The sequence below is a fragment of the Alphaproteobacteria bacterium genome (assembly GCA_019695395.1).
GTDB lineage: Bacteria > Pseudomonadota > Alphaproteobacteria > JAEUKQ01 > JAIBAD01 > JAIBAD01.
Genome location: JAIBAD010000029.1, coordinates 1 through 22,629 on the forward strand (window position 1 = coordinate 1; position 22,629 = coordinate 22,629).

General features: G+C 36.6%; 26 protein-coding genes. 23 read left to right on the forward strand and 3 right to left on the reverse strand.

Annotation, left to right across the window (positions count from 1 at the left end; translation table 11 throughout):
* The first annotated feature begins 179 nt into the window (after nucleotides 1–179).
* The 12 genes from K1X44_06125 to K1X44_06180 all read left to right on the forward strand — a co-directional run bounded on the left by K1X44_06125 (nucleotide 180) and on the right by K1X44_06180 (nucleotide 8,075).
* Nucleotides 180–1,259 carry a hypothetical protein gene (locus tag K1X44_06125; protein ID MBX7146867.1) on the forward strand — a complete coding sequence of 360 codons (1,080 nt, stop codon included), beginning with the start codon at nucleotides 180–182 and terminating at the stop codon, nucleotides 1,257–1,259.
* A gap of 150 nt (nucleotides 1,260–1,409) precedes the next feature.
* Nucleotides 1,410–1,658: a DUF1289 domain-containing protein gene (locus K1X44_06130; GenBank protein ID MBX7146868.1), complete on the forward strand. Its 249-nt coding sequence runs from the start codon at nucleotides 1,410–1,412 to the stop codon at nucleotides 1,656–1,658.
* Nucleotides 1,655–2,503 carry a purine-nucleoside phosphorylase gene (locus K1X44_06135; GenBank protein ID MBX7146869.1) on the forward strand — a complete coding sequence of 283 codons (849 nt, stop codon included), beginning with the start codon at nucleotides 1,655–1,657 and terminating at the stop codon, nucleotides 2,501–2,503. Before K1X44_06130 ends, K1X44_06135 begins: the two co-directional genes overlap by 4 nt.
* On the forward strand, nucleotides 2,500–3,150 hold the full coding sequence (upp, locus tag K1X44_06140; GenBank protein ID MBX7146870.1) for a uracil phosphoribosyltransferase: 651 nt from the start codon (nucleotides 2,500–2,502) through the stop codon (nucleotides 3,148–3,150). The genes K1X44_06135 and upp overlap by 4 nt, the downstream gene beginning before the upstream one ends.
* A 16-nt stretch (nucleotides 3,151–3,166) precedes the next feature.
* On the forward strand, nucleotides 3,167–3,556 hold the full coding sequence (locus K1X44_06145) for a hypothetical protein (GenBank protein MBX7146871.1): 390 nt from the start codon (nucleotides 3,167–3,169) through the stop codon (nucleotides 3,554–3,556).
* A 167-nt stretch (nucleotides 3,557–3,723) separates the two neighbouring features.
* Nucleotides 3,724–3,858 carry a 50S ribosomal protein L34 gene (gene rpmH, locus K1X44_06150; GenBank protein ID MBX7146872.1) on the forward strand — a complete coding sequence of 45 codons (135 nt, stop codon included), beginning with the start codon at nucleotides 3,724–3,726 and terminating at the stop codon, nucleotides 3,856–3,858.
* A gap of 13 nt (nucleotides 3,859–3,871) precedes the next feature.
* Nucleotides 3,872–4,219, forward strand: a complete 348-nt coding sequence (gene rnpA, locus K1X44_06155; GenBank protein ID MBX7146873.1) for a ribonuclease P protein component — start codon at nucleotides 3,872–3,874, stop codon at nucleotides 4,217–4,219.
* A gap of 50 nt (nucleotides 4,220–4,269) precedes the next feature.
* On the forward strand, nucleotides 4,270–4,497 hold the full coding sequence (yidD, locus tag K1X44_06160; protein MBX7146874.1) for a membrane protein insertion efficiency factor YidD: 228 nt from the start codon (nucleotides 4,270–4,272) through the stop codon (nucleotides 4,495–4,497).
* A 58-nt stretch (nucleotides 4,498–4,555) separates the two neighbouring features.
* Nucleotides 4,556–6,304 (forward strand): membrane protein insertase YidC, encoded by a 1,749-nt coding sequence (gene yidC / locus K1X44_06165; GenBank protein MBX7146875.1) that lies wholly within the window; start codon nucleotides 4,556–4,558, stop codon nucleotides 6,302–6,304.
* 11 nt (nucleotides 6,305–6,315) lie between these two features.
* Entirely contained in the window at nucleotides 6,316–6,957 is a 642-nt protein-coding gene (yihA, locus tag K1X44_06170) for a ribosome biogenesis GTP-binding protein YihA/YsxC (GenBank protein ID MBX7146876.1), read from the forward strand.
* A 6-nt stretch (nucleotides 6,958–6,963) separates the two neighbouring features.
* Nucleotides 6,964–7,851, forward strand: a complete 888-nt coding sequence (argB, locus tag K1X44_06175) for an acetylglutamate kinase (GenBank protein MBX7146877.1) — start codon at nucleotides 6,964–6,966, stop codon at nucleotides 7,849–7,851.
* A gap of 11 nt (nucleotides 7,852–7,862) precedes the next feature.
* Nucleotides 7,863–8,075, forward strand: a complete 213-nt coding sequence (locus K1X44_06180; GenBank protein MBX7146878.1) for a DUF4170 domain-containing protein — start codon at nucleotides 7,863–7,865, stop codon at nucleotides 8,073–8,075.
* Nucleotides 8,076–8,077: 2 nt separating this feature from the next.
* Here K1X44_06180 and ubiA read toward each other — a convergent pair whose 3' ends face one another.
* Nucleotides 8,078–9,010, reverse strand: a complete 933-nt coding sequence (gene ubiA, locus K1X44_06185; GenBank protein ID MBX7146879.1) for a 4-hydroxybenzoate octaprenyltransferase — start codon at nucleotides 9,008–9,010, stop codon at nucleotides 8,078–8,080.
* 9 nt (nucleotides 9,011–9,019) lie between these two features.
* Here ubiA and K1X44_06190 point away from each other — a divergent pair, with 9 nt between their 5' ends.
* Together K1X44_06190 and K1X44_06195 are read left to right on the forward strand one after the other, a co-directional pair.
* Nucleotides 9,020–9,823: a 16S rRNA (uracil(1498)-N(3))-methyltransferase gene (locus K1X44_06190; GenBank protein ID MBX7146880.1), complete on the forward strand. Its 804-nt coding sequence runs from the start codon at nucleotides 9,020–9,022 to the stop codon at nucleotides 9,821–9,823.
* Nucleotides 9,824–9,856: 33 nt separating this feature from the next.
* Nucleotides 9,857–11,227, forward strand: coding sequence for a glutamate--cysteine ligase (locus K1X44_06195; GenBank protein ID MBX7146881.1), 1,371 nt, complete (start codon nucleotides 9,857–9,859; stop codon nucleotides 11,225–11,227).
* Here the strand turns inward: K1X44_06195 and K1X44_06200 are convergent.
* Nucleotides 11,224–13,440 carry a primosomal protein N' gene (locus K1X44_06200; protein ID MBX7146882.1) on the reverse strand — a complete coding sequence of 739 codons (2,217 nt, stop codon included), beginning with the start codon at nucleotides 13,438–13,440 and terminating at the stop codon, nucleotides 11,224–11,226. The genes K1X44_06195 and K1X44_06200 overlap by 4 nt on opposite strands.
* A gap of 118 nt (nucleotides 13,441–13,558) precedes the next feature.
* On the opposite strand from K1X44_06200, the gene fsa reads away from it, so the two are divergent.
* Genes fsa through K1X44_06215 form a run of 3 tightly spaced genes read left to right on the forward strand, consistent with a single transcriptional unit; the run spans nucleotide 13,559 to nucleotide 15,893 of the window.
* Nucleotides 13,559–14,215: a fructose-6-phosphate aldolase gene (fsa, locus tag K1X44_06205; protein MBX7146883.1), complete on the forward strand. Its 657-nt coding sequence runs from the start codon at nucleotides 13,559–13,561 to the stop codon at nucleotides 14,213–14,215.
* On the forward strand, nucleotides 14,185–14,940 hold the full coding sequence (locus tag K1X44_06210) for a DUF484 family protein (protein ID MBX7146884.1): 756 nt from the start codon (nucleotides 14,185–14,187) through the stop codon (nucleotides 14,938–14,940). Before fsa ends, K1X44_06210 begins: the two co-directional genes overlap by 31 nt.
* On the forward strand, nucleotides 14,916–15,893 hold the full coding sequence (locus K1X44_06215; protein MBX7146885.1) for a tyrosine recombinase XerC: 978 nt from the start codon (nucleotides 14,916–14,918) through the stop codon (nucleotides 15,891–15,893). The genes K1X44_06210 and K1X44_06215 overlap by 25 nt, the downstream gene beginning before the upstream one ends.
* 79 nt (nucleotides 15,894–15,972) lie before the next feature.
* Here the strand turns inward: K1X44_06215 and tldD are convergent, their stop codons facing one another.
* On the reverse strand, nucleotides 15,973–17,388 hold the full coding sequence (gene tldD / locus K1X44_06220) for a metalloprotease TldD (protein MBX7146886.1): 1,416 nt from the start codon (nucleotides 17,386–17,388) through the stop codon (nucleotides 15,973–15,975).
* 356 nt (nucleotides 17,389–17,744) lie between these two features.
* Here tldD and coxB point away from each other — a divergent pair, with 356 nt between their 5' ends.
* The 6 genes from coxB to K1X44_06250 all read left to right on the forward strand — a co-directional run.
* Nucleotides 17,745–18,581, forward strand: a complete 837-nt coding sequence (coxB, locus tag K1X44_06225) for a cytochrome c oxidase subunit II (GenBank protein ID MBX7146887.1) — start codon at nucleotides 17,745–17,747, stop codon at nucleotides 18,579–18,581.
* A 50-nt stretch (nucleotides 18,582–18,631) separates the two neighbouring features.
* The gene (ctaD, locus tag K1X44_06230) at nucleotides 18,632–20,245 is read left to right on the forward strand and encodes a cytochrome c oxidase subunit I (protein MBX7146888.1); all 1,614 of its coding nucleotides are present in this window, start codon (nucleotides 18,632–18,634) and stop codon (nucleotides 20,243–20,245) included.
* Between the two features lie 47 nt (nucleotides 20,246–20,292).
* Entirely contained in the window at nucleotides 20,293–21,195 is a 903-nt protein-coding gene (locus tag K1X44_06235) for a heme o synthase (GenBank protein MBX7146889.1), read from the forward strand.
* A gap of 6 nt (nucleotides 21,196–21,201) precedes the next feature.
* Nucleotides 21,202–21,396 (forward strand): hypothetical protein, encoded by a 195-nt coding sequence (locus K1X44_06240; protein ID MBX7146890.1) that lies wholly within the window; start codon nucleotides 21,202–21,204, stop codon nucleotides 21,394–21,396.
* A 6-nt stretch (nucleotides 21,397–21,402) separates the two neighbouring features.
* A complete protein-coding gene (locus K1X44_06245) occupies nucleotides 21,403–21,921 on the forward strand; it encodes a cytochrome c oxidase assembly protein (GenBank protein ID MBX7146891.1) in 519 nt (172 codons plus the stop codon).
* A gap of 228 nt (nucleotides 21,922–22,149) precedes the next feature.
* Nucleotides 22,150–22,629 (forward strand): hypothetical protein (locus K1X44_06250; GenBank protein MBX7146892.1); only part of this gene is annotated, 480 nt, incomplete at its 3' end.

Below are 22,629 nucleotides of genomic sequence, written 5' to 3' on the forward strand. Positions count from 1 at the left end.
AAATAAACATAAAACATATTATAATAAATATTTATATTATATAAATAATATATAATTTTATTTAATAAATTAATAAAAATTAACCATAAATAAATTTGACTATAATATTTTATTATTATAAATCATTTGCATAATATTTTAACAATTATAATTTTTAATAATAAAAAAGGAATGTAAGTATGGTATCGTTTTTTCAATCAATTAAAAAATCAAAAGAACAATTTTCTCAAACCCATTTTACTAAATCACCAGAATTTTCAAACATCCAAAAACTAATGCCATCTTTATTTGGCTATGATTATGTGGCTTCTGGCACAGCTGGAAATGATGTGATGATAGCTAGCATAAATGAGAACAGTAAATTATCTGGCCTAGATGGCAATGATGTGTTAATTGGTGGCACTCAAGATGATTTATTAATAGGTGGAGCTGGCGCTGATAATATTATTGGTGGTCAAGGACATGATATAATATTGGGTGATGATCCTGGTCTCCCTTTTAAAACTGGTGCAGATTATATATTAGCAGGTGATGGTAATGACGAGGTAGATGGCGGGGAAAGTAATGATCTACTTTATGGAGATGGTGGCGATGATAATTTATATGGGGGGAATGGCAACGATAAAGCTTATGGCGGTGTGGGTCTTGATAGTATTTATGGTGATGGTGGGGATGATTATATTTACGGTGAAGATGGTAATGATTATGTAGGTGGTGGTAGTGGTAATGATTGGGCATATGGCGGAGATGGCGATGATTGGCTTAATGGTTGGTCTGGTGATGATGTTTTAGATGGTGGGGAGGGAAATGATGTGTTTATTGATGATAATGGAAAAGATGATATGTATGGCCGGGATGGTGATGATAAATTTTTATTTGATGAAGATAGCTATGAAGATTTGTATGCTGGCGGGGATGGTGATGATATAGTTGATTTTGGCGGTTATGATCTTTCTAACTATACATTTGTTAAAAATTCTTTTGGTGTTTACTGTACAAATAAAATAACGGACGTCACGGACTGGCTTAATGGTATAGAACATGTAAATTCCAAAGCCACAGGAAGTTTAACCATGGATGAAGTATTGAAAAGATATGGAAGCATTGCGGCCGATGATCAAGCCAACACATTATTATCCCAAGCCATGAGTGGATTCGGTGCAACATCCAGCAGTGGCACAGATGCAATAAGCCTGCAAGATCAATCACAGTCATCTTACTTCGCTGTCGATTCTGGATTAAAACATAATACCATATAAATAATTATTGATACTGTTAAAATAGCCGGGGGATTATTCCACCGGCTATTTTATGAAAATCCTAAAATACAGATATCAATTATATTGATATCTATTTTAATTTCTAATAGGTTTTGAAGATAGGATTCAAAATCTGGTGAAATTAAATCAATGCCCTATTCAGGAAACAATAAAATAATTCATAATGCTTCTTTGTCCCCTTGTATTGGGGTATGTAAGGTTGGGATGAATGCTGGGATAAGGTACTGTATTGGGTGTTTTCGAACTGTTGATGAAATACGGCAATGGGTTTCTTTATCTTTATCGGAACGCCAAAATATTTTAAATCAATTACCTTTACGCCAAAAAGAATATGATTTGAACCGCCAATTAACTTTGAATAATAACCCAAAATTATGATCCAGAAGATAGAACCTGATATTTCACCTTATGAAGCTGTTGATACTATAAAAAAACTTGCCCTCAATTTTGTTCCAGATATTGGAATTATTTTGGGGTCTGGTCTTTCTTCAATTTCAGATTTAATTACACCAGCTCAAACAATTTCTTATAATGAAATTCCAGGTTTTCCAAAATTAACGGTGCCAGGTCATGTGGGGCAGATGATTTTAGGTACATGGGGACATCATAATGTGGTATGTTTAAAGGGTCGCTCCCACCTTTATGAGGGTTGGGGTGTAATTTATATTCAACATATCATAAGAACTTTAAAATTATTAGGGTGTAAAATTGTTGTTTTAACAAATGCCGCGGGGGCAATTAATCTTGCGATGCCGGCCCCTAATTTAATGATTATTAATGATCATATTAATTTTTTGGGCATTAATCCTTTAATCGGCCCTAATGATGAAAATATGGGGGTAAGATTTCCCGATATGACAGAGGTTTATAATGAACAACTTATAACCTTTGTTAAACAAATTGCTGAGGAAAAAAATATCACCTTATTTGAAGGCGTTTATCTTGCCTGTACGGGGCCAAGCTTTGAAACACCCGCAGAAATTAGGGCATTCAGACACTGGGGTGCCGATGCTGTTGGTATGTCAACCGTGCCGGAGGCTATTTTGGCACGCCACTGTGGGATGAAGGTTATTGGCATTTCAACTTTGACTAATTTTGCTGCAGGGATTAAAAAAGATATCATTTCACATGAAGATACTTTGATCCATGCAAATAAACTGTCCCATAATCTTGGTGTATTATTGGATAATTTCTTTAAAAGCTATAAGGGGATATTGGAATGAAAAAAAATCACGGGATTCCTAATTTACATGTTTTTGATCATCCCCTTATTCAACATAAACTTTCTTTAATGCGAGATAAAAACACTCCAACCATTAAATTTCGTCAATTATTGAAAGAAATTGCATTGCTGATGGGATATGAGGTTACGCGTTTTCTGCCACTTACTTATGAAACAATAGAAACACCGTTAATGACGATAGAGGCCCCTGTTATTGCGGGTAAAAAAATTGCTGTTGTTCCGATTTTGCGTGCGGGACTTGGTATGGCAGAAGGTTTGATTGACCTTATCCCATCGGCACGTGTGGGACATATTGGTCTTTATCGGGGTCATGAAACAAAGCGCCCCATCCAATATTTTGTAAAATTGCCCGAAACAAATGACCGTATATTTATCTTGGTGGATCCGATGATGGCCACGGGTTATTCAGCGATTGAGGCTGTCAATATTCTAAACCGCCATGGGGTTGATAATAAAAGAATAATTTTTATGTCCCTTATTGCTTCACCCGAAGGTATACAAAAATTTAATCAAATGCATCCAGAAATTTTGGTTTATTTGGCCGCACTTGATGATAAATTAAATGAACATGCTTATATATTACCAGGGTTAGGTGATGCAGGGGACCGATTATTTGGGACAAAATAGTTATAGGGAGGATTATATGAAACTATATTCACGTATATTTATTTATGGGGTGTTAATTTGGGCTATCGTTTTTGTTGCGGGTTTTGCTTTATTTCCTTTTAAACAAAATGGGTCACCTTTGTTTGAAACGGGTATTACAATTGCACTTGTTTTGTGTACAGTTATTTTTGCCCATATGTTTTTTAAGACTATACATAATTCTTATGTAAAGTATGGGCTTAATGTTGGAATTATATGGGCATTAATTAATATAATTATTGATCAATTTTTCTTCACTTATGGATTTTTACATATGCCTTTACCAGTATATTTTGAAGATATTGGGTTAACCTATGTAATTATTCCAATAATTACCTGTGGCATGGGATTGGTGTTGGCCGCAAAAAATAAGGGGGTTCATCCTTAAAACATCCCCTATCTTAATCACGAACCGAATCATTTATTATTTTATGATATTAAAACTTAAATAATGCCCCGTTATTTAACATTTGGCATGGTTGACATTTAAACCATATCCTTTTATACACGAATGTTACAAAGTTAATAGAATTTATATAATGATGGAGAAGAAGTGTGAAGCGCACTTATCAACCTAGTGTTTTAGTTCGTAAACGCCGTCATGGGTTTCGTTCTCGTATGGAAACAACTGGGGGCCGTAGAGTTATCGCATCAAGGCGTTCTAAAGGCCGTAAACGTTTATCTGCCTAGTTTGGCATAAATTTTGCTGCATGTTATAAAACGACGGCAAGATTTTCTTAGAATCACTAAGATAGGGAAAAAAGCTGTTATGCCAGCTTTTATTGTCCAGATGTGTCATACGCAAAATCCGCTACCCACATCTACGGAATCTTGGCGCGTTGGATTTACAGCAACCCGAAAAATTGGGGGGGCAGTGGCACGAAATAGGGCAAAACGCCGGTTAAGAGCATTAGCTCGGGATATTATGACACAACACGCATGTCAAAAATATGATTATGTTTTTGTTGCACGTTCTTTAATTTTAACAAGACCTTATCACTTGCTTGTACGTGATTTAGAAATTGCTTTAACTAAGCTTCACAAAAATTAATAGCAGCAATGTCTTATTGTAAAAACATTATGAATAATATTTGGGTTCTTATTATAAAGATCCTTTCTTATAGTATGATTTTTCTGATTTATTTTTATCGTTGGATCATTAGTCCCTTGCTACCTAATCATTGTCGTTTTAATCCAACCTGTTCTCAATATGCGCTTCAAGCTTTAAAAGAATATGGTCCATGGGTTGGGTCGTTCTATATCCTGCGCAGATTGTCGCAGTGCCATCCCTGGGGTAAAAGTGGTTATGATCCTTTACCAAAGAAATAGATAAGATTAGGATCAAATGTCATGATTAATTATAAGGATAAATAAGTGAAGGTGATAAATGGATCAGCGTAATGTTATTCTTGCCGTCGTAATTTCATTATTAATTTTATTGGGATTCCAATATTTTGTTGAATTACCACGACAAAAAGAATTAGCACAGAATCAACAAAATACAAATTTAGCTAATCCACCTGTTGATCAGGCTAAATTGTCTAATCAAAATGTATCATCACAATCCCCATCCACACCAACATTTAAAACACGTACAGAAGCCTTAGCTACAAGCCCCCGAATTAAAATTATATCAAGCAAGGTCGAAGGATCCATTTCCCTTCAAGGTGGAAGAATAGATGATCTTTCCTTGCTTCATTACCGGGAGCAACCTTCGGTTACAAGCCCTAATATTGTTTTGCTTAATCCGGTGGGGTTGGAAAATTCTTATTTTATTGATTGGGGATGGCTTGCTGATGGCCAAATAAAGGTGCCCACCCAAGATACATTGTGGCGTACCACGGACCAAGAATTGCGTCCTAATCATCCTGTAACTTTAACATGGGATAATGGCCAAGGGCTTGTTTTCGAACGGATTTATAAACTTGATGAAAATTATCTTTTTACGATCGAACAAAAGGTAGAAAATAAAGGCAATAATTTGGTCAATCTTTATCCTTTTGGTAAGATCATAAGATATGGTACACCTCATACATCAGGGTATTATATTTTACATGAAGGATTATTAGGTGTTTTTGATGGTTCGTTAAAAGAAATGACCTATAAAGATTTAAGAAAAAAGGGAACCTTCACGACAACAACACAAGGTGGATGGTTAGGCATTACCGATAAATATTGGTTAACAGCTTTATTACCTGCTCAAAATCAAAAATACAAACCAACCTTTACCTATGGTCAGAAAAATAATTCACCATCCGCTCAAGATGAATATTTTCAAGCCGATTTTGTGGGTGATCTTACCCCTTTAAATCCAGGGGCTGAAATTAATACCACGCTTAATCTTTTTGCGGGTGCGAAAGAAGTTAAATTATTAGATAGTTATCGGGATCAAATGTCGATGCCCCTTTTTGACCGAGCGGTCGATTTTGGATGGTTTTATTTTCTTACCAAACCTATCTTTTATTTAATGGATACGATATATGATTTTGTTGGCAATTTTGGTATTTCAATTTTGCTTTTAACAGTTATTATTAAACTTCTCCTTTTTCCTTTAGCGAATAAATCCTATCGTGCTATGAGCAAGATGAAAAATTTGGCCCCTGAAATAGCCAGGTTAAAAGAACGATATGGACAAGACAGACAAAAGCTTAATCAAGAAATGATTAATCTTTATAAACGCGAAAAAGCAAATCCAGCATCAGGGTGCTTACCTATTTTAATTCAAATCCCTGTCTTTTTTGCGCTTTACAAAGTATTGTTTGTTACCATTGAAATGCGTCATGCACCTTTCTTTGGTTGGATTGTTGATTTGTCATCTCCAGATCCAACATCAATTCTTAATCTTTTTGGTCTATTGCCTTGGGCTGTGCCTACCACTGGATTTCTAGCGGCTCTTAATATTGGAATATGGCCTTTAATAATGGGAATTACGATGTATTTTCAACAAAAACTTTCGCCAACACCTCCCGATCCTATTCAGGCCAAAGTTTTTATGATGCTCCCTATTGTATTTACTTTTATGTTGGCTCATTTCCCAGCAGGTTTAGTTATTTATTGGGCTTGGAATAATTTTTTATCAATTAGCCAACAACAACTTATTATTAATTTAGGTAAACGCGAAACAAAAAAAGCATAAAATTTTAATTTATGTATATCAATTATATTAGGAATTTTCACTTAATGAAAGAAAGTTTCTTGGCAGGGCATTGTCATTATGTCCGCAGCTCTATGGAGGCAAAAGATTGGCCCACAAGCGTTCTGCCTGAAATAGCTTTTGCGGGTCGTTCTAATGTTGGTAAATCCAGCTTGCTTAATAGTTTGGTTAACCATCATAATTTGGCATTTGTATCAAACACGCCAGGACGCACTCAATGCATTAATTTTTTTTTATATGATCAACAAATTTATTTTGTGGATTTACCAGGGTATGGATATGCATCGGTATCAAGACAACAAAAACGACTATGGGAAAAGCAAATCGAAGATTATTTGAAAACGAGACAACAATTGCGTCGTCTTTTTCTTCTTATTGATTCAAGACATGGATTCAAACCAAACGATATTCTTTTTATGGATTTTCTTGATAAAATTGCTTTGTCTTATCAAATTGTTCTAACCAAAGCTGATAAAATATCCTCATCTTCCTATGAAGAGCTTAAAAAAGAAAAGGAATGTTTAATTCATAAAAGACCAGCGGCCTATCCAGAAATTTTAATTACTAGCAGCAAAGATAAATTTGGGGTATCCTCCCTCTGTCAAGCAATTCATGACATAATTAATAATCAATAGGTATTTATGGTAATAAGTAATTTTTCAGAAACAAAACATTGGTTGCGGACGGCGCGTACTATTTCTGATGCCCTGCCTTATATGAGAAAATATGCAGGTAAAAATTTTGTTATAAAATATGGCGGCCACGCCATGATAGAAAAAGAATTGGCCCAAGTTTTTGCAAGTGACATTGTTTTATTAAAACAAGTGGGAATTAATCCTATAGTTGTTCATGGGGGTGGGCCACAAATTGGTCAGATGCTGGATAAATTAAATATCAAAAGTAGTTTTGTTGATGGGTTGCGGGTCACCGATGAACCATCGATGGAAGTTGTTGAAATGGTTTTAGCGGGGACAATTAATAAACATATTGTCTCGGCGATTAATCAGGCAGGTGGTAATGCGGTTGGATTATGCGGGCGTGATGCTAATTTAATTGTGGCTAAAAAATTGCAACATATTGGCCATGATTTAGGATTTGTAGGGGATCCGGATATTGTAAACCCAGAAATTTTGCAAACAATAACTGAAGCAGGGATGATCCCTGTGATAGCCCCGATCGGATCTGGCCATAATGGCCAATCTTTTAATATTAATGCAGATACGGCAGCAGGGGCAATTGCCTCCGCGATGAAAGCAGCAAGATTGTTGATGCTTACGGATGTGGCGGGTGTCCTCGATAAATCAAAAAACTTTATCTCTCATTTATCAGCGGAACAAGTAAAAATTTTGATGGAAGATGGTACCATTACAGATGGGATGTTACCTAAACTAGCAACCTGTCTTGCAGCTGTTAAACAAGGTGTGGAAGCTGCAGTTATTTTAGATGGACGTATTCCCCATTCTTTATTACTGGAAATTTTTACGGTACGGGGTTTGGGTACGCTTATTTCTAAAACAGGGGAATTTTAAATAGGATCGCCATGGTTGCCACAGAAAAATATATATATTGGGTTGTAGGCGGTGTCTATAAGGATAATAATTTGACAAGCCCTTTAAACCAAGAAGAAGAATGGATTGGACCCTTTAAAGATTATGAGACAGCAAAAAAAGAATGGTCAAAATTAGCGTGGAATAGCGTTGATAATGCACTTGCCCGATATCGTATAGAAAAACTTGAAGATAAAGAAAAATAATTTCAATTTATAATATTAGCACATATTAATCCTAAAAAAATAATTATACCAATAAATCGCTGTTGGCAAAAAATTTTTAAACATTGCTTAGGATTATCAAAATCTATCTTTATAATACTTAAATAAAGCCATGTCCCACTAATTAAAATAGATCCAGAAAATATCAATCCTGATATGATATGTGTAAAATAAACCAACCATCCTGATATTAAGATCAAACTAATCATTAAAGTGGTAAACGATATCAAATATAAACGATTATGGCGTCCAAAATGTAAAGCTGTTGATTTAACCCCAATCATTAAATCATCTTTTTTATCTTGGTGGGCATATATAGTATCATACACTAACGTCCAAAAAATTGTCCCTAGATAAAAGATAAAACAGCTGAAAGAAATTTTATTTTGCACTGAACCATATCCCATTAAAACACCCCAATTAAAAGTTATTCCTAAAAATGCTTGGGGCCACCAGGTAAAACGTTTCATCCATGGATAAATGACTATTAATAAAAGCGATCCACATCCCAGGATTATGGTTAAAGAATTAAAGTGAATCAAAATAAGAAAAGATAGGATTAATAGCATCAGCAAAAATAAAATGGCCTGATGTATAGAAATTTGTCCACTTGCAATAGGTCTTTGGGCGGTACGTTCAACCTTTTGGTCAATTTTGCGATCAATAAGATCATTAATGGTACACCCAGCCCCACGCATTAAAATTGCGCCTAACGTAAAAAATCCTAGCAATTTGAAAGAAGGCCAATGGCCATGTTCCGTGGCAAGTGTTATCCCCCACCAACAAGGAAGAAGTAAAAGCCAAATTCCAATAGGTCGATCAAGCCTCATCAAACGTAAATAAGGCTTTATAAAATGGGGTATGAATTGAAAATCGATCCAGCTTTTTGAAGGTATATCTGTAAAAAATGAATTCATAATATTTTTATGTCATTATATACTTTAATTTCATTTGTTATGATGACAGTTTTAGGAAAATTATCAATGTCTGATCGTTATGTGCCACGAATTTTTGTTGATTGTTCTCTACAATCTCATGTTCATATTGAACTTGGTATAACAACATATCATTATTTAAAAAATGTTTTACGATTGACCATAGGAAGTTCTGTAAAAATTTTCAATGGATCACAAGGTGAATGGTTAGGGACAATTGAAAATTATACAAAACATCATGTGATTATTAAACTTCAAGATCAATTTAAAAAGCAATTTTTAACACCTTCTCTGAATTTGCTTTTTGCCCCAATTAAAAAAAATAGGCTTGATTTTCTAGTTGAAAAAGCAACCGAATTAGGAGTAACGTTATTCCAACCAATGATAACAGATTATACAAATACCAAGAATATTAATCCTTCACGTTTAAATCTTATTGCCCAAGAAGCAGCTGAACAATGTGAAAGATTAGATATCCCCAAAATAGAAAATATAAAATCTTTGGATGATGTTCTTAAAAGATGGGATAAAAATGAATTGATTTTATTATGTGCAGAAAAAGGTGACGCTAAACCTATTCAGCAAATATTAGGGGCGTCGAATACTTTGAAAAAATCATATCAACCTCATACCATTCTTATAGGCCCTGAAGGTGGTTTTTCCCAAAGAGAAATGGATATGTTAGTCAACCAAGAATTTATTATACCTGTAACATTGGGTTCACGTATTCTTCGTTCTGAAACAGCAGCTTTGGCAGCTTTAGCTTGCTGGCAATCAAATTTAGATTCACTCTAATTAATTTATCAACATAATAAAAGGATTTTTAATATGTCAGCACCGCCAAGTAATCGTGGTGAACCCATAACCCATAAAGATCAGCTTATAAATTATTTTATAAAAGCGTGTTGTCCGAAAGATCAATGGAAAATCGGAACTGAACATGAAAAATTTCTTTTTAATAAGAAAGATTTAAAACCTGTCCCTTATGAAGGTGATAAAGGAATTAAAAGGATTTTATCTGATCTTAGTCATTTGGGCTGGGATCCTATTTATGAAGAAGGAAATATCATTGCCCTGTCACGCAATCAGGCATCCATTAGCCTAGAGCCAGGTGGGCAGTTTGAATTATCAGGCGCTCCTTTACATAATATTCATCAAACATATCATGAAATAAAAAATCATCTTATTGAAACATATAAAATATGTACATCAATTAATGTTGGGATGTTGGGTATGGGCTTCCTTCCCAAATGGCAAAGGCAAGATATCACCTGGATGCCAAAAAAACGATATCAAATTATGAAGGATTATATGCCTACTCGTGGTCATTTGGGTCATGATATGATGCTGCGCACATCTACAGTTCAAGCTAATTTAGATTTTTCTTCGGAAAAAGATATGATCCAAAAAATGCGATTAGGTTTCGCGTTACAATCGCTAGTAACAGCTTTATTCGCAGATTCTCCCTTTGTCGAAGGAAAAAATTCAGAATATCAAAGCTACCGGGCACGTGTATGGTTGGATACAGATCCCGATCGATGTGGATTGCTGCCTTTTGTTTTTGACCAGGATATGAGTTTTGAACGTTATGTTGATTATGCGTTAAATGTACCCATGTATTTTGTCTATTACGATAATCGTTACATTAATGTTGCAGGTCAATCTTTTAAAGATTTTATGAAGGGCAATTTGCCCGCGCTTCCAGGTGTTGTCCCTACATTATCGGATTGGTCCAATCATTTAACCACGTTATTCCCCGATGTTCGTTTGAAAAATATTATTGAAATGCGGGGTGCGGATAGTGGCTCTTTGGACATGTTGTGTGCATTGCCTGCTTTGTGGGTGGGGCTTTTATACGACCAGAATACATTGGATGAAGCTTGGGATTTAGTTCGAGATTGGACCTATAAAGAGCGTGAAGAATTAAGGCGCACAGTGCCCAAATATGGATTGAAAACAGTTTTTCGTGGACAACCATTAAATCATTTGGCGAAAAAAATTGTTGATCTTGCAGCCCAAGGTTTGTCAAGGCGATCTATTTACAATGATCAACACCAAGATGAAAGTTATTTTTTGGATATTCTTAAAAAAAGAATTGATCAAGATTGTTCACCCGCAGAAGAAAAAGTAAAATTATTTAATGGTCGTTGGTCCCAAAATCTTCATAAACTTTATGAAGAATATAGTTTTAATTTTTAAAAAAAATGATAGGGATCTATATCAACATGTATTTTACTTTGGTGATCAAGCTTAACTGTATGAATCCAAGAATTTAAAATAGGTTGAAGATAAATGGATTTATCGCATTTGATAAGAAAACGCTGGCGGTACCATCCTTTTAATCGGGCAAGTGGTGCAGCAGATGGACCTAAAAATACGATATAATCTATTTTGGGTATGGAATGCGACAATTGATAGGCAAGTTCATTTGCTTTGTGTTCATTGCGTGATGTTATAATGACAGAAGCTAGTTTACCAAAAGGTGGCATATGACTTTGTTCTCTTTCATGAAATTCGTAATTCATGAAAGCTTCTTTATCATGTTTTAAAAGAGCCTGCATCACAGGATGATGGGGATTATATGTTTGAATAATAACCTGTCCTGGTTTGTCAGCACGCCCTGCGCGCCCTGCTACTTGGTGGAGCATTTGCCATGTTCGTTCACTTGCACGTAAATCACCTCCTTGTAACCCAAGATCACCGTCAATAACCCCAACCAATGTCAAGTTTGGGAAATGGTGACCTTTGGCCATAATTTGGGTGCCGATAATAAGATCTATTTCTTTATTTTCTATCTTTTGAATAATATCGGCTATAGCTTGTGGATTAGGTAATGTATCACTTGTAATGATTTTTGTATGAATGTTAGGAAAAAGACCATTTATTTCTTCGGCGATTCTTTCAACCCCGGGCCCGCAGGCAATCCATGTATGTTCACTCTGACATTCTGGACATTTGTGGGGATGTAAAATTTGATAATTGCAATGGTGACATTTTAAATAGGCACTATTTTTATGGTGAACCAACCATGAGGTACATTCTGGACATTGAATTCGATATCCACAAGTTCGACACAGTGTCAAAGGTGCATATCCACGTCTGTTTAAAAAAAGCATGGCTTGTTCTTTTTTTTCAAAGGTAACGGTTAAGGCTTTTCTTAAAGGATTGGATATCCAATGGGCTGTTGGTAGTTGTTCGGTACGTAAATCAACGAGATGCACAGTAGGTAGGCTTGCCGTACCTGGTCTTTCCGGTAAATGCACAAGATGGTATCGATGCCGATAGAGATTGGCCAAGGTTTCAAGGGAAGGGGTGGCTGACACAAGAATAATGGTGATTTGGCCAAATCTTGCCCGCACTATGGCCATATCACGGGCATGGTAAATAACACCTTCTTCTTGTTTATAGGAAAGATCATGTTCTTCATCAACAATGATAAGACCTAAATTTGGATATCCAAGAAAAAGCGCGGATCTTGCTCCGACGATAATTTTTGCATGACCCGAAATTATTTTGTGCCAATTTTCTTTTCTTTCTTTTGGGGTTAAATGGGAATGCCATAAAGTAGGATGAAATCCAAAACGATGGTTAAATCTGTTTAACCATTGGGCGGTTAAAGCTATTTCCGGAAGCAAGATTAAAGTTTGTTTGCCTGCGGTAAAATTTTTGGCAATGGTTTCAAAATAAACTTCGGTTTTTCCTGAACCTGTTACCCCATCCAGCACAACAACATGAAATTGAAGGTCATCCATTTTACTGTAAAGGTCAGCAATAGCTTTATTTTGATCATGGTTAAATGATAAATGGGCTTTAGGTAAGTCTGGGGGGTAAAAATCTCTATCCTCTTTTTGGGTGGGAAGAGGTGACGGGTGAATAAATCCCTTGCGCGCCATAGTTTTTATAACAGAAGAACTAACAGACGCCGCATCACATAAAAATTGGGTAGTTTTGATTTCACCTGCAGATAAATATTGCATAACTTTTTGCTGTTTTGTGTTAAGCGTTGAAAGGTCAAGATTGGGGACAGCACGCCATCCCAATTTTTGTGGGGATGGTTTATTTAAATATCGATGTATGCTTAACGCCATACGTAAAACGGAACCACGAGGACTTAAAGTATAGGAAGCTACCCAATCGATAAATTCTCTTGATACAAAGGGAAGAGAAGGAATATCTAAAATATTAGTAATATGTTTTATGTTATTTTGGGTACAAAGTTTATTCGTTTTCTTCCAAACAACCCCGATAACATGACGCTTGCCAAAAGGAATGGAAACGATATCTCCTTCTTTAACAGATAAAGATGCAGGAATTAAATAATCAAAATTATGAGAAACAGGTAAAGGAATTAGAACTTCTGCAATGTCTGGAGAAGGTAAAATAGGCTGGGGTTCTGAATGTTGATCAGTCATAAAGTTAAATATAAATTAAATAGGGTAGATTTAAGAGTGGTCAAATCTACTTTGATTTGTTATAGAGATATTGAAGTATATCATGTCTAGATTAAATTAAAAAATGTAAAGAGGATTTATGGAATTTTTTGTTGATACAGCAGATGTAGGTCAGATTAAAGAATTATCCATGACAGGCTTGCTAGATGGGGTTACTACGAACCCATCTTTAATTGCAAAAAGTGGGCGTAAATTCTTAGATGTTATTGCTGAAATTTGTGATATTGTTCCAGGTCCTGTCAGTGCTGAAGTTGTCGACACCCATTATAATAAAATGGTTGAAGAAGGGCTTCGTCTTGCAAAAATTGCTAAAAATGTTGTGATTAAGGTACCCTTAACACTTGATGGATTAAAAGCGTGTAAATATTTTTCTGATCAGGGGCTTAAGGTTAATGTAACCTTATGTTTTTCTGCGGCCCAAGCTTTGCTTGCAGCTAAAGCTGGCGCAACATATATATCGCCTTTTGTTGGAAGATTAGATGATGTGGGGGCAAATGGGTTGGATTTAATCGCAGATATTTTGTCTATTTATGAAGCTTATCCCCATTTTAAGACCAAGGTACTGGTAGCTTCTGTGCGTCATCCTATTCACGTGGTTGATGCGGCGAAAATGGGGGCTGATGTTGCCACAATACCTCCTGCCATTTTATGGCAAATGTTTCAACATCCGCTAACAGATAAAGGATTAAAAGCCTTTACTGAAGATTGGGCAAAAACCGGGCAATCAATTCTTTAGAATTTATTTTGGCTATGGGATCAAATGTACATAATTCTACACCTTCACCGCTTCTAGCTTCTGATGTTGTGGATTATTTGCGTCATAATCCAGATTTTTTTATTCATCATCCAGATCTTTTGCATAAACTTACTTTTCCAGAAAGATTTATGGATGGAAATATTGTAGATTTACAAAAAATAGTTTTGGATAAATTGCGTCATGATTTCACCCAATTGCAAGTGAACCAAGAAACTTTACTTGCTAACAGCAGGGATAATCTTTCAACCCAAAATAAAATTCATCAGGCTATCTTACTTTTACTAACCGCTACAGATTTATCAAATTTTATAGATTTACTTAAGGTTGATGTTGCCGTTTTATTAGATGTTGATGTCATCAATTTATCTTTTGAAGAAAATAAATTAAATGTTGAAACACCTTTATTAGTGGAACTGCCAAGATTACCTTCGGGTACAATTCATGCTGTTATGCAAGGTGTTGGGTTTTTATTACGAGATGAAATAATTGGTGACTCGCGTATTTTTGGGAATATGGCAGGGGTGGTACGATCGGACGCTTTAATGCGTTTGACATTAAAACCACAAAATACACAAGCTATTTTAGCATTTGGTGTAAGACACCCAGGTTATTTTCATGCAGGACAAGGTATAGAATTGCTGAATTTCCTTGCACGTATTATTGAATATTGTTTAAATTTATGGATACCCACCTTCAACAAATAAAATTATTTTTTGATAGGGAACTTTATCAATCTACCAAATCCTGGTACACCTGGTTGCAGGTAGAAAAACGTTATTCAATTCATACATTAAATGCATATGAACGTGATCTTCGTGATTTTTTTAAATTTTTGTCAGAATATTATGGGGGGGTGGTTACTTTTGATCATGTCCAAAAGATTGAACGCACCCATATACGGGCATGGCTTGCTTATCGTGCGGGACAAAAAAAATTTGGGGCCAGTTCAACCAATCGTGCCCTAAGTGTTGTTAAAAATTTTTTTCGTTTTGTTTATAAGACAAAAAAATTTCAAAGTAATATTTTGGCTACAATTAAAGCACCAAAACAGCCTAAAATTTTACCAAAATCTTTATCAATTGATCAAGCAAAAGAAATATTTTCTGATCAGTTGGATCATAAAAAAATTTGGCAAACAGCACCTTGGATTATGCATCGTGATCTTTGCGTTTTGCTTTTGCTTTATGGATGTGGTTTGCGTATTTCGGAAGCTTTATCTTTAAATAGAAAAGATATTGGAATAAAACAATCAAGTTTAATTGTGAAAGGAAAAGGGGGGAAGGAACGTATCGTCCCCCTTTTATCCTTTATTCCAGATGCGCTAGCCACTTATTTGAAAATATGTCCTTGGCAAGGGAAGCCCGATGATCCTCTTTTTGTAAGTATGCGAGGTAAAAGGCTTAGCCCCCGATTAATTCAATTAACGATGCAAAAATTAAGATTGACTTTAAATTTACCCAAGACCGCAACGCCGCATGCCTTGCGCCACAGCTTTGCCACGCATCTTTTAAATGAAGGGACGGATTTGCGAATTATCCAAGAATTGCTTGGTCACGCATCTTTATCAACAACCCAAAGATATACGGCTTTAGACATGAACAAATTACAGGAAATTTATAATCAAACCCACCCCAGAGCTATTAAAGCCACCAAATAATTGGTTTTATATACGTATCAGTTTGAATAAATTGATTTCGATCAATATAATAATTTTTCAAGAGTATATTCTGTAATGACTAGGTTGCCGTCCCACCTACGGTTAATCCGTCAATGCGAAGGGTTGGTTGTCCAACCCCAACGGGGACACTTTGTCCGTTTTTGCCACATGTGCCAATGCCTAAATCTAATTCGACATTGTTCCCAATCATGGATACTTTTTTCAACACATCGGGCCCATTCCCAATAAGCGTTGCCCCTTTAACCGGTGCAGTTATTTTGCCATCTTCAATAAGATAGGCCTCTGCAGCACTGAAAACAAATTTACCGGATGTAATATCAACCTGTCCCCCAGAAAAATTGGTGGCATACAGTCCTTTTTTGACAGACCTAATGATTTCTTCATGAGGATAAGATCCTGCATCCATCATGGTGTTGGTCATGCGTGGCATTGGGCAATGAGCGTAGCTTTGCCTTCGTCCATTTCCTGTGGGAGACACGCCCATTAATCGTGCATTTTGTCTATCTTGAAGATAGCCCACCAGAATACCGTTTTCAATTAAAACAGTACGCTGGGTTGGGGTGCCTTCATCATCAATGCTAAGGGACCCACGTCTATTGGCAAGAGTGCCGTCATCAACAACGGTCACCCCGTCAGCTGCAACCTTTTGTCCTAAAAGATTGGAAAAAGCAGATGTTTTTTTACGATTAAAATCACCTTCTAACCCGTGGCCAATAGCTTCGTGTAACAGAATACCAGGCCACCCTGGACCAAGGACCACAACCATTTCCCCTGCTGGTGCTGGATGTGATTTAAGTTTAATCAAGGCTTGATCAAAGGCTTTGTCTACGGCTTGTTTGGCAACATCAAACGTAATATTTTCTTTATAGCTAAAACGTCCACCAAAATAATGTCCCCCTGTTTCTTGACGGTTGTTATCCTCGGCAATGACAGAAATGTTAAACCGTATTAAAGGGCGAATGTCAGCCAAACGATGTCCATGAAGACGAATAATTTGAATGGCGCGCCATGACGCGCTTACCGAACACATGACCTGTTTAATACGTGGATCAAGGGCGCGTGCATAGGCATCAATTTTTTGTAAAAGATCAACCTTGTCTTTAAAATCAACCTCTAACAAAGGGTTCGTATTGGTATAAAGATGATGAGGACTAAGAGCGGGATCAATCGCTATATTATTTGTTTGTTTTTGAATCGTTTGGATGGTTTCAGCTGCGGCACGCAAGCTTTTTTCATGTAAAGAATTACTGTGGGCATAGGCTGATATTTCGCCGTGAACGGCTCTGAACCCAAATCCCTGATCGATATTAAAATTTGCTTCTTTTAAATTGCCATCTTCAAAATTTAAAAATTCGGATTGGGCATATTCTAAAAATAATTCCCCATCTTCCGCATTGTGCAAGGCATTATTAACAATAGTTTCAACTTTTTTAAGTTCAAGATTGGTATTTTTAAAAAAAAGATTATCCGTCATATGAAGATTGGAAAGAGAGTTTTCTGGTGCGGAGTTGGTTGGCATGGGATTTCCTGATTTAAAATAGTCGCTCATTCTGTAAAATTTTTCTGATGCTCTTGTACGTTTACTAGGGTCCAAAATGCGACAGTTGGTCGCATTTTACATAGGCTATGAATTCCATCATTAATTTTATAAAAAATATAATGATTTCCTTGTCTTTTAGTTTAAACGAATTATGCTAGAAATTCTAGATATGAAATTATACTTTAGATTAAAATTTGATAAGATATGTTCAAATCTGGAAAATAAAGTTTATGATCAACCAATTTATTCTAAAAGAATTAAATAAGTCGAATATAAAAAGGCATAATATTATGGGTCGTATGGGGCAATCAATTTTATCTGTTATAGGAATGTTTCTTATAAATTTATTTCTTTGGACGATTTCTGGACAAGCTGCGAATGAAAGCCATGTCATTGAAAGACAGGATTGGCAAATTGCTATGCCGCCTGCGGCATCTCCTGTTATGCAGGGTATAACAGAATTCCATAATATTCTTACGATTATTGCTATTTCGATCACGGTTTTTGTTTTAATTTTGCTTCTTTGGGTTATTATACGTTTTCGGGAAAAAGCTAATCCTGAACCATCAAAAACAACTCATAACACTTTATTAGAAGTATTATGGACCGCTATCCCTGTATTAATTTTGGTTGGGATTGCTATCCCATCATTCCGTCTTTTATATTTTCAAGATCGTACCCCCAATCCAGAATTAACCTTAAAGGCTATTGGTCATCAATGGTATTGGTCGTATCAATATCCTGATCAAGGTAATTTTACCTTTGATGCAAATATGATTCCTGACGCCGAGATCAAACCTGGTCAAGTCCGACTTTTGGAAACAGATAATCCTGTTGTTTTACCGGTCCATACAAAGATTCGTCTTTTAACCACAGCGGCTGATGTTGTTCATTCTTTTGCGCTTCCATCGTTGGGGATAAAACTTGATGCGGTTCCAGGTCGCTTAAATGAAACATGGATGGAAATTAATGAACCTGGCACCTATTATGGGCAATGTTCAGAAATATGTGGGGACAGACATGCTTTTATGCCGATTATGGTGAAGGCAGTTCCTAAAGAAGAATATCAACAATGGGTTGAAAATGCGCGTAAAAAATTTCCTGTCGCCGAAGAAGAATCCCAATAATATGATGTATAAATAATATCGATAAAGGTTTATTTTAAAGGAAAATAAGAATGGCAAGTTTGCATAACGATACATTAAACCATCACGATCACCATCCAACTGGATGGCGGCGGTATCTTTTTTCAACTAATCATAAAGATATTGGTACTCTTTATATAATTTTTTCGATTATTACGGGATTAATTGGGGGATTGATTTCGGTTATTATGCGGGCCGAACTTGCAGAACCTGGTGTCCAATATCTTTTAACCTCTGCGGGTCAACCAGACGGGCAATTATGGAATGTTTTAATTTCTGCCCATGGATTAATTATGGTGTTTTTTGTGGTGATGCCTGCGGTGATTGGGGGATTTGGGAATTGGTTTGTGCCTTTGATGATCGGTGCCCCAGATATGGCTTTTCCCCGCATGAATAACATAAGCTTTTGGCTTTTGGTTCCATCATTTTTTCTTTTAATGGCATCTGCTTTTGTTGATACGGGTGCGGGAACAGGTTGGACACTTTATCCCCCTTTATCCGGTAAGATTGGACATCCGGGTGGATCAGTGGATTTGGCTATTTTCTCGTTGCATCTTGCAGGGGCATCATCCATTTTAGGGGCCATTAATTTTATCACCACAATTTTTAATATGCGTACGCCTGGAATGACATTACATAAAATGCCATTATTTGTGTGGGCTGTTTTAATCACCGCCTTTTTGCTTTTACTTGCCCTTCCAGTTTTGGGTGGAGCGATCACTATGTTGTTGACGGATCGTAATTTTGGCACCCACTTTTTTGAAGCAGCAGGTGGTGGTGACCCTATATTATTCCAACATCTTTTTTGGTTCTTCGGTCATCCCGAAGTTTATATTATGATTTTACCAGGTTTTGGAATTATCAGCCATATTATTTCAACTTTTTCAAGAAAACCCATTTTTGGCTATTTGGGTATGGCTTATGCCATGGTGTCAATTGGGTTTATTGGATTTATTGTGTGGGCCCACCATATGTTTGCGGTAGGGTTAGATGTTGATACCAAAGCTTATTTCACCACAGCAACGATGATTATTGCCGTCCCTACTGGAATTAAAATTTTCAGCTGGATTGCCACAATGTGGGGGGGATCTATTCGCTTTACAACCCCGATGTTATGGGCCATTGGTTTTATTTTCCTCTTTACCGTAGGTGGGGTGACAGGTGTTATTTTGGCCAATGCTGGGGTAGATGTTTATATGCATGATACATATTATGTTGTGGCGCATTTCCATTATGTTTTATCACTGGGGGCGGTCTTTACCATCTTTGCAGGATTTTATTATTGGATTGGTAAAATGTCGGGACGCCAATATAATGAAACCTTGGGTAAAATTCATTTTTGGCTTACCTTTATCAGTGTTAATGTTACTTTTTTCCCAATGCATTTTTTGGGACTCGCTGGTATGCCTAGACGGTATATTGATTATCCTGATGCCTATGCGGGTTGGAATCATGTAGCATCCATGGGCGCATATGGGGCCTATCTTTCAACCCTTTTATTTGTGGTAATCGTTTTCCACACATTATTCTTTGGCAAAAAAATTGGGGCCAATCCTTGGGGTGATGGGGCCCATACCTTGGAATGGACTGTGGCATCCCCACCACCTTTCCATAGTTTTGAAAAATTACCAGAATTTCGTGGATAATATTTTTAAAAGGATAAAGAGTGTCGGCTGTAAAATTTAATTCCGATATGATCCATCATAAGGCGCAGAAAAATTTTTCTGTGGCGGAGCTTCGTGATTTCTTTATTTTGTTGAAACCACGCGTGATGGCGTTGGTTGTGTTTACTGGATTTTGTGGGATGATGATTGCCCCTGGCACAATTCATCCTTTCTTGGGGTTTGTCGCCATTGCCTGTCTTGCTCTTGGAACCGGGGCTGCTGGTGCCTTAAATATGTGGTATGACCGTGATATTGATCGCTTGATGCATCGCACAGAAAAACGCCCCTTACCCGCTGGTCGTATGCAACCCGAAGAAGCATTAAGTTTTGGTATTATTTTATCAATATTTTCTGTTATGCTTATGGGATTGGCAGCAGGTTGGCAAACCGCATGTCTTTTGGCTGGCGCCATTTCCTTTTATGTTTTTATTTATACGATTTGGCTTAAACGACGAACGCCCCAAAATATTGTGATTGGGGGTGCTGCTGGTGCCTTTCCACCCTTGATTGGATGGGTTGCGGTTACAGGATCTGTTGATAGTGTTCCCTTGATTTTATTTCTTTTAATTTTTCTTTGGACACCACCCCATTTTTGGGCATTGGCCTTATATCGCCAAGATGATTTTAGAAAAGCAAATCTTCCAATGATGCCAATGGTGAAGGGTGAAGGGATTACAACCCGTCACATGCTCTATTATGCGGTGGCTTTATTTTTGACGAGCTTGCTTCCCCCCTTTTTTGGGGTCGGGGGATATATTTATATGATTGTGGCCTTAAGCTTGGGGGGTATTTTCGTTTATTTATGCTGGCACTTATATAAAAATCCTGGTCATTTAATGTGGGCGCAAAAACTTTTTACTTTTTCAATTATTTATTTATTTTTGCTTTTTACAGTTTTGGTTATTGATCAAAAATCCTTTTATCCTTTTTAATGTATCATGACCGAATTTGATCCAACTCAACATCGAGACCCTAAAGAACAATTTGATCCACAAAAACCTTTGGAACCTTTGGATTCCAGGCAATTAAAGCGCCAGCATTCTTATAAAAATTGGGCGTTATTTACCGCATTACTTTTATTTTGTTTGGTTATTTATTTTATTTCCATTTTTCGTATGAAAAATGGGGGATAAAGTGTCATGTCAACAAGGCGGTTAACCGTTATCTTGGTTTTGGTTGTTGTTGGGATGATTGGCTTAACCTTTGCGGCCGTTCCCCTATATCGGTTATTTTGCCAGGTGACAGGTTTTGCAGGAACACCGCGTAAAGTAATGGCAGAAAGTAATGTTAAACTTGATCGCCGTGTGACAGTAAAATTTAATGCCGATACCTATCAGGACATGCCCTGGATTTTTTATCCCGTCCAGAAAGAGGTGAATGTTGCGGTGGGCGAAAACACCCTTATTTATTACCGTGCCATCAATCCCACCCAACATAAAATCACGGGTCAAGCCAGTTTTAATGTGACCCCAGAAAAGGTTGGACCTTATTTTAATAAAATCCAATGTTTTTGTTTTCAAAGTCAAACCCTGGAATCTGGTCAATCGGTGGATATGGCGGTGACATTTTTTGTGGACCCCAAGATAGAAGAAGATCCAAATTTAAAGGATTTAAATACAATAACATTATCCTATACATTTTTTCGTGCAGATGAATAAGGTTTTTTATAAAAAATAATTCCCTTAAAAATTGGCGTAAATCCTAAATAAAATAAAGGTTTATAGATAGGTTGGTGTGAATTCACTTGACAAAGAAATAGAAATGTGTTAGATGTTGTCATAATTGAATTATTGTATCTTAAGCCATTTTGATAAAAAAACATTTAAAGCCCTTGTCCTTGGACAGGGGCTTTTTTTATTGACCTTTAATAAGAAAGGAAGAAGGGAATGTCTATTCTATATGATGCTGAACTTGGAAAACAAATCTGTATTCAACTCGCCATGGGCTATAGTTTAGAAAATCTGAATGAAGGGGAAGATGGGGAAGTATTTCCCCCATTACGGCAAATCATGGCCTGGTTGATGGAAGAGGCTGATTTCTTCACCCTGTATGAAAAAGCCAGAAGGATCCATAGCGATCTTATTACCGACCGTGTGGCCAGTATTGTTAGAAAAGCGCAACAGTTATTGGAACAGGACAAAACCCTTACCCCATCACAGCGCCTATCCTATAGCCGGATGGTCATTGGCAGCAGCAAATGGTTGGTCAACCGTCTGAACCCTAAGAAATCTACGCCTCGATCTCAAAACTCATCCAAAACCCAACAGAAAAGAATGGATAAAATGCATGGCTTTGTTCAAGGACATGCTGGGGTTCAAAAATATCCAGGAGTTCAAGAGCAAGAATATAGCGGCTTTGTTGAACCC